Raw genomic sequence first — 8,029 nt, forward strand, 5'->3', positions numbered from 1 at the left:
TACAGGCGATCTTCGTAATCCATCGGAAACGATCTTCACTCGCCAGGGCGTAGATGAGATCCGCTCTTTGCTGTTGCTCGTGTCCGGGAACGCCTTGGCGATGGTTTCGTTGGTGAGGCGGTCCTTGGCCTCGCTGGCCGCGCTGCTCACGGTGTGGTAGCCGTCGGCGGCTTGGTCGAACTCGGCGGGATCGAGGTCGCGTAGCGTCGTGAAGAGGACCACGGTCTCACTGCTCCGGCTTGGTCAGTTGCTGGGAGAACGCGGCCTCGATCGCTTCCTCGTTCTTGTAGTGGTCGGACCCGGCCTTGCGCAGCTTGTCGTCGAGTTCGGCGGTCTCCCGGCTCAGCAGGTCAAGGTAGCGCTCCCAGGTGTCGTAGACCGTGAGCTGTGCGGCGCCGGTCTCCAGTCCGGTGACGGTCACATCGCCCGAGCCCAAACCCTTCTGGCTGTCGGTGAGCTCACCGGTGGCCTTCTTGACGTTTCCCCGGAGCGAGCCGACATCCTCTGCGGCGCCGTTCCAGAGCGTGGTGTCGGACCGCAGGGAGCCCTCGCCACCGCCGGCGTCTCCGCTTCCGTTGGCGGACGCCAGCGAGGTGGAAACGGGGGCCTCGTTACCCTGGCTGGTCCCTTCGACCAGGTCCCACAGCGGTGATCGCGCTGTCCCCATGCGTACTCCCTCACACTGAGTGCCTCACGGTCGCGGACATACTGCCAGCGCTCCGTCTACCGGGCATGAGCAGGAGTCCTCAGCCGTGTGACGGGGCACGGGCCGGGTTTCCGCATGGTGAGACATGGCGGGGCGGGGGTGGCCGGTGTGGTTGACTGGGTGGGTGCTTCTGCTCGCCATGGTGATTGGTGACAGCGCGCCGGTCCGCCGTGAACGCTGACCGCCCCTACCGATGGCGGCAGTGGACACCGTGTCCCAGACCCGCGCGCCGACCTCTCGCACCCGCGAGGGGTTTTTTCGTTTTCCCGGCCCGACCTCCGGCCGGGGGAGCAGGAGCGCGGGATGATGGGGACAAGTGGAGCTGTGTATGTGCGGCACCTACCGGTCCCACTCATTACTCACAGGAGTTCGATCCAGCATGACCACGGCAGCCCCCGACGATTCGTTTCACGTCTTCGACACCACGCTGCGGGACGGTGCCCAGCGGGAGGGCATCAATCTGACCGTCGCGGACAAGCTGACCATCGCCCGCCACCTGGACGACTTCGGGGTGGGCTTCATCGAAGGCGGCTGGCCGGGCGCGAACCCGAGGGACACGGAGTTCTTCGACCGGGCCCGCACCGAGCTGGAGCTTCAGCACGCGCGGCTGGTGGCGTTCGGGGCGACGCGCCGGGCCGGGGTCGCCGCGGCCGACGATCCGCAGGTGCGGGCGCTGGCCGACAGCGGGGCACCCGTCGTCACGCTGGTGGCCAAGTCGCATGACCGGCACGTGGAGCTGGCGCTGCGCACCACGCTGGAGGAGAACCTGGCGATGGTCGCGGACACCGTGGCCTACCTGCGCGGGCTCGGGCGCCGGGTGTTCGTGGACTGCGAGCACTTCTTCGACGGCTACCAAGCCAATCCCGAGTACGCCAAACAGGTGGTGCGGGCCGCCTACGAGGCGGGGGCGGACGTGGTGGTGCTGTGCGACACCAACGGCGGCATGCTGCCCGCGCGGGTGCAGGCGGTGGTGCGCACGGTGCGAGCCGACACCGGGGCACGGCTGGGCATCCACGCCCAGGACGACACCGGGTGCGCGGTCGCCAACACGCTCGCGGCGGTGGACGGCGGCGCCACCCACGTGCAGTGCACGGCCAACGGCTACGGCGAACGCGTCGGCAACGCCAACCTCTTCCCCGTCGTCGCCGCGCTGCAACTGAAGTACGGGCGGACGGTGGTGCCGCCACACGCGCTGCCGGAGATGACGCGGATCTCGCACGCCATCGCCGAGGTGGTGAACCTGACGCCGTCCACGCACCAGCCCTACGTGGGCGTCTCGGCGTTCGCGCACAAGGCCGGGCTGCACGCGTCCGCGATCAAGGTGGACCCGGATCTCTACCAGCACATCGACCCCGAACTGGTCGGCAACTCGATGCGCATGCTCGTCTCCGACATGGCCGGACGCGCCTCGGTGGAGCTGAAGGGCAAGGAGCTGGGCTACGACCTCACCGGCGACCGGGATCTGGTGGGCCGTGTCGTCGCCCGGGTCAAGGAGCAGGAACTGCGCGGCTACACCTACGAGGCGGCCGACGCGTCGTTCGAGCTGCTGCTGCGCGACGAGGTACACCGGGCCGCCCACGGGGACGCGGGGGAACGCGGCGCCCCGCGCTTCTTCCGCACCGAGTCCTGGCGCGCGATCGCCGAGGACCGCCCGGACGGCACACACGCCAACGAGGCGACGGTGAAGCTGTGGGCCAAGGGCGAGCGCGCGGTGGCGGCGGCGGAGGGCAACGGACCGGTCAACGCGCTGGACCGGGCGCTGCGGGTGGCGCTGGAGCGCGTCTACCCGCAGCTGGCCCGGCTGGAACTGGTGGACTACAAGGTGCGCACGCTGGCCGGGGCGCACGGCACGGAGTCCACCACCCGGGTACTGATCTCGACCTCGGACGGCACCACCGAGTGGTCCACGGTCGGCGTGGCGGCCAACGTCATCGCGGCTTCCTGGCAGGCGCTGGACGACGCCTACACCTACGGTCTGCTGCGCGCGGGCGTCGAGCCGACGGAGTGAGCCCACCCGGGTGATGGCCCGGCGGACGGGACGAGGTGACCCGCCTGCCTGCTCCCGGGCGGTACGCCTGAAACCGGCCCCGCGCTGTAGAACCCCCACAGTGCGGGGCCGCTGGCGTCTGTCGTGTCAGTGCGGTAACCGGGGGTCCGGCTACCGTTTCTGTGCGGCGCGGCCAGGAAACACCGACGGAGACTGTGCGAACCCAACGACAGGGATCGGCCCGGATCTTTCGTAGGGTCTATACATGACCGATCTGTCCCAGCCCCTTACGGACGCCCCGGCCGTGCCCGACGCCCGCGGCCGCACGGCGGAACTGCACGCCCTGCGGGAGCAGGCCAGGAGCGGGCCGAGCGAGAAGGCGACGGCGGCGCAGCACGCCAAGGGCAAGCTGACGGTCCGGGAGCGGATCGACCTGCTGCTGGACGAGGGTTCCTTCCACGAGGTGGAGCCGCTGCGCCGGCACCGGGCGACCGGGTTCGGCCTGGAGGCCAAGCGTCCGTACACCGATGGTGTGGTGACGGGCTGGGGGACGGTGCACGGGCGGACCGTCTTCGTCTACGCGCACGACTTCCGGATCTTCGGCGGGGCGCTGGGGGAGGCGCACGCGACGAAGATCCACAAGATCATGGACATGGCCATCGCGGCGGGTGCGCCGCTGGTGTCGCTGAACGACGGTGCCGGCGCCCGCATTCAGGAGGGTGTCTCGGCGCTGGCCGGGTACGGCGGGATCTTCCAGCGCAACACCCGCGCCTCGGGCGTGATTCCGCAGATCTCGGTGATGCTGGGCCCGTGCGCGGGGGGTGCGGCGTACTCGCCGGCGCTGACGGACTTCGTGTTCATGGTCCGCGACACCTCGCAGATGTTCATCACCGGCCCGGACGTCGTGAAGGCCGTCACGGGGGAGGACATCACGCAGAACGGGCTGGGCGGTGCGGATGTGCACGCCGCCACCTCCGGGGTCTCCCACTTCGCCTACGACGACGAGGAGACGTGCCTGGAGGAGGTGCGCTACCTGCTGTCGCTGCTCCCGCAGAACAACCGCGAGAACCCGCCGACGGTGGCCACCGAGGACCCGGCCGGCCGGCGCGCCGAGGCTCTGCTGGACCTGGTGCCGGCGGACGGCAACCAGCCCTACGACATGCGCAGGGTGATCGAGGAGATCGTCGATGACGGCGAGTACCTGGAGGTCCACGAGCGCTGGGCGGCCAACATCCTGTGCGCCCTGACCCGGATGGACGGCCAGGTGGTGGGCATCGTCGCCAACCAGCCGCAGTCGCTGGCGGGAGTGCTGGACATCCACTCCTCGGAGAAGGCCGCCCGCTTCGTGCAGATGTGCGACGCGTTCAACATCCCGATCGTCACCCTGCTGGACGTGCCCGGCTTCCTGCCCGGCGTGGACCAGGAGCACGGCGGCATCATCCGGCACGGGGCGAAACTGCTGTACGCCTACTGCAACGCCACCGTGCCGCGGGTTTCGGTGGTCCTGCGCAAGGCGTACGGCGGTGCTTACATCGTCATGGACAGCCAGTCCATCGGCGCCGACCTGACCTACGCCTGGCCCACCAACGAGATCGCGGTGATGGGCGCGGAGGGCGCGGCCGGAGTCATCTTCCGCCGCCAGATCGCCGCCGCCGACGACCCGGACGCCATGCGCGCGCGCATGGTCAAGGAGTACAAGGCCGAGCTGATGCACCCCTACTACGCGGCTGAGCGCGGCCTGGTGGACGACGTCATCGACCCCGCCGAGACCCGCGAGGTGCTGATCCGCTCGCTGGCGATGCTGCGCACCAAGCACGCCGACCTGCCCTCCCGCAAGCACGGCAACCCGCCGCAGTGACCCCGCCGCCCGTCAAGGAGAGCCCCCGTGAGCATGACTGATACCGCCAGCCTCGTCCGCGTCGAGAAGGGGCACGCCAGCGAGGAGGAACTCGCCGCCGTCACCGCCCTGCTGCTGGTCCGCGCGGCCGGCGGCGCGGAGAGCGCCCCCACCGGACCGACGCGCACCACCGCCCGGTGGCGGCGGCTGGAGCGCACCCCCGGCTTCCGCGCGCCGCACAGCTGGCAGCTGTGAGCCCCCGGCGTGTGTCCCGGCGCTACCGCCGGGCACGCGCCCCGGCGGTAGCCGTGCCGCCGCACTGCCGGAAGCGGCCTCGTCGCTGACCTCGAACGCCGCAGGGACCCAACCCCGCCCGGTCCCTGCGGCGTTCGACGTGCGGGTGCGTCAGCCCTGGGGGGCGTCGATCAGCGTGGTGCGGCGCGGGTTGGCGGTGGCCTCGGGCAGGTCGAGCCCGTGTTCCCCGGCCTCCAGAAGCAGGGCGTCCGTGTCCGTCAGGTGCGCCAGCGTGGTCCGCTGGGGGTTGGCGACGTTACGGCTGATCAGGGTCATCTTCACTGGTCTGGGCCTTTTGTGTGTTCCGGACGCGGGCAAATCACGAGAGTAAAACGATCTGCCCATCAGATGGTCGGTACAGTCAGTCCGGACGCTGTGAGTTTACTCACCTGACCGTTGACGAAACGGACATAGCGCGCGCAAAGGCGGAGACGGCAAAGCGGGCAAAGGCTGCAAGCGTCACATTTCGCAGCGGGGTGTTACTTGCGGGACACGTTGAACGCGCGACCGCCTGATGGGGAAAAGTCCGATATTTGGGATGAGGTTTCTCACGGGTCGTGACGTCCGTTTCGCGCAGTGTCACGACCGGCGCGGTGTCCACCCCGGCCCTTGTTGGAGGATCGGGCACTGTGCTGGAATTCCACGGACCGCCGCAGGACTTTCAGCCGGCGCGCGTGGGGCGCACAGCAGCGCTGCGCGGCGGGTCTGACGGCTTGCGACGGTCGCTCACGACCGTCGGCGGGGCCGCTTGGGCCTTCCGACTCAATACCGTCCTCCGGCAGCGGGGGGCGCCTGGTCCAGAGGTTGCGACGCTAGTGCAGGGACGTTTCAAGAGGGATGGCAGCGCTGCGGGGAACCCGGAGCTGCGCGGGGCGACCGACCGCGGCTCCTTCCCCCGGCGCGCGCAGGACGGCGGGGCGGACCCGGCCGTCCAGGAGGGCGGCCCCGGGGAGCAGGGCTCCTCGGTCTCCCCGGTCCAGCCGGACGCCGCGAGCGGTACCGCCGCCGCCCCCAAGGAGCCCGGTGGCCCCGCGTCCCGGCTGGCGCTGAAGAACTGGCGCATCAGCACGCGCCTGGTCTCCCTGCTCGCGCTGCCGGTGGCGGTGGCCACCGTGCTCGGTGGTCTGCGGATCGCCGAGGCCACCAGTGAGGTCGAGCAGCTGGAGAACATGCGGCTGCTGACGGAGATGACCGAGCAGGCCACCGTGCTGGCCGCCGCCCTGCAGGAGGAGCGTGACCGCTCCGCTGGCCCGCTCACCTCGCACGGCAACGCCAAGGACGACACCGTCGTCGGCCCCCGCGAGGACACCGACCGGGCCAAGAAGGCGTTCAACGAGGCCACCGAGCAGCTGACCGTCGATGGCGATCACCAGCTCACCGGCGTCCAGGCGACGATCATCGACATCGGCCGCCAGCTGAACACCATCAAGAACATCCGGGAACGCGCCTACGACGACCCGGACGCCATCGCCGACACGGTCAGCGAGTACAACACCCTGATCGAGTCGCTGCTGGCCCTGTCGCAGGACATGGCGCAGGCCACCAGCAACCCCGACATGATCCAGAGCACCCGTGCACTGGCCGCGTTCTCCACCGCCAAGGAGTACGCGTCCATGCAGCGCGCGATCATCAGCGCGGGCCTGGCGCACCAGGACGGCCCGCAGCTGTCGGAGAACGACCGCCGCTACGGCAAGAAGGCCAACGAGAACGAGCGGGCCGAGCTCAACCGCTTCAACGTCATCTACGGGCCCGAGGAAGCCGCCGAGCTGACCGCCCCGCTGGACGGCGGCGACGTCAACATCACCTCGGCCGACGAGTACGCATCCCGCGTGTTCAAGAGCGAGGGCGGCATCAAGGCCGAGGCCCGCTCGTACATGGACTGGTACGACCAGGACCGCACCAAGATCGACGCGATGGCCCGCATCGAGCAGACCCTGCTCGACGAGATGGACGACCACGCCCGCGAGCTGCGCTCGGAGGCCCAGCAGGACGCCCTGCTCAACGGTGCCGTCATCCTTCTGGTGCTCGGTATCTCGCTGATCGGCGCGTTCGTCGTCGCCCGCTCCATGGTCCGTTCGCTGCGCCGCCTCCAGGACACCGCGACCGACGTCGCCCGCAACCGTCTGCCCGAACTGGTCAAGCAGCTCTCGGAGTCCGACCCGCAGGAAGTGGACACCACCGTCGAGTCCGTCGGTGTGCACAGCCGGGACGAGATCGGCCGGGTGGCCGCCGCGTTCGACGACGTCCACCGCGAAGCCGTCCGGCTCGCCGGTGACCAGGCGATGCTGCGCGGCAACGTCAACGCGATGTTCACCAACCTCTCGCGCCGCAGCCAGGGTCTGATCCAGCGTCAGCTCTCGCTCATCTCCGAGCTGGAGTCCCGCGAGGCCGACCCGGACCAGCTGTCCTCGCTGTTCAAGCTCGACCACCTGGCCACCCGTATGCGCCGGAACGGCGAGAACCTCCTCGTCCTCGCCGGTGAGGAGCCAGGACGCCGCTGGACGCGCCCGGTGCCGCTGGTGGACGTGCTGCGTGCCGCCGCTTCCGAGGTGGAGCAGTACGAGCGCATCGAACTGAGCGCGGTGCCCCCGACCCAGGTCGCCGGCCGCATCGTCAACGACCTCGTGCACCTGCTCGCCGAGCTGCTGGAGAACGCCACGTCGTTCTCCTCGCCACAGACGAAGGTCAAGGTCACCGGGCACGCGCTGCCCGACGGCCGGGTGCTGGTCGAGATCCACGACACCGGCATCGGCCTGTCGCCCGAAGACCTCGCGGCGATCAACGACCGGCTCGCCAACCCGCCGACGGTGGACGTCTCCGTCTCCCGCCGCATGGGCCTGTTCGTGGTCGGCCGCCTGTCGCTGCGGCACGGCATCCGCATCCAGCTGCGTCCCTCGGACTCCGGTGGCACGACGGCGCTGGTCATGCTCCCCGTCGAGGTCAGCCAGGGCGCCAAGGGCGGCCCGGGCGGCGGCGGTGCGCCCAGCGCCTCGCTGAAGCGCGAGCCGCAGGGCTCCGGCGCCCCGGCGCCCGGCTCCAGCAAGCTCGGCGGGCTGCACACCCGCGGCCAGGTCCCCGGCGCCATGCCGCGCGCGGCCCTGCCCGGCAACGGCGGCGGCAACGGCCCGCTGGGCCAGGGCAGGCCGGGCGGCCCCGGCGGCCAGCCGGGTCAGCGCCCCGGCTCCGGCCCCCGCACGCCCGCGTC

At 70.4% G+C, this 8,029-nt stretch carries 7 protein-coding genes; 4 read left to right on the forward strand and 3 right to left on the reverse strand.

Annotated features, from left to right (window positions below; all coding sequences use genetic code 11):
• Positions 1-222, reverse strand: a 222-nt coding sequence (locus JJV70_RS22095) for a hypothetical protein (protein ID WP_219049806.1), incomplete at its 3' end; no start/stop codon positions are given.
• A 4-nt stretch (positions 223-226) separates the two neighbouring features.
• Entirely contained in the window at positions 227-667 is a 441-nt protein-coding gene (locus JJV70_RS22100; RefSeq protein WP_219049807.1) for a hypothetical protein, read from the reverse strand.
• Positions 668-1,085: 418 nt separating this feature from the next.
• On the opposite strand from JJV70_RS22100, the gene cimA reads away from it, so the two are divergent.
• From cimA to JJV70_RS22115, 3 genes are all read left to right on the forward strand, one after another.
• Entirely contained in the window at positions 1,086-2,714 is a 1,629-nt protein-coding gene (gene cimA / locus JJV70_RS22105; RefSeq protein ID WP_219049808.1) for a citramalate synthase, read from the forward strand.
• A 244-nt stretch (positions 2,715-2,958) separates the two neighbouring features.
• The gene (locus JJV70_RS22110; protein ID WP_219049809.1) at positions 2,959-4,551 is read left to right on the forward strand and encodes an acyl-CoA carboxylase subunit beta; all 1,593 of its coding nucleotides are present in this window, start codon (positions 2,959-2,961) and stop codon (positions 4,549-4,551) included.
• Positions 4,552-4,578: 27 nt separating this feature from the next.
• Positions 4,579-4,785: an acyl-CoA carboxylase subunit epsilon gene (locus JJV70_RS22115; protein WP_308294959.1), complete on the forward strand. Its 207-nt coding sequence runs from the start codon at positions 4,579-4,581 to the stop codon at positions 4,783-4,785.
• A gap of 150 nt (positions 4,786-4,935) precedes the next feature.
• Here JJV70_RS22115 and JJV70_RS22120 read toward each other — a convergent pair whose 3' ends face one another.
• On the reverse strand, positions 4,936-5,100 hold the full coding sequence (locus tag JJV70_RS22120) for a hypothetical protein (protein ID WP_219049812.1): 165 nt from the start codon (positions 5,098-5,100) through the stop codon (positions 4,936-4,938).
• Positions 5,101-5,639: 539 nt separating this feature from the next.
• Here JJV70_RS22120 and JJV70_RS22125 point away from each other — a divergent pair.
• Positions 5,640-8,029 (forward strand): nitrate- and nitrite sensing domain-containing protein (locus JJV70_RS22125; protein ID WP_219049810.1); only part of this gene is annotated, 2,390 nt, incomplete at its 3' end.

It is taken from the genome of Streptomyces sp. JJ66, from assembly GCF_019303495.1.
Lineage (GTDB): Bacteria > Actinomycetota > Actinomycetes > Streptomycetales > Streptomycetaceae > Streptomyces.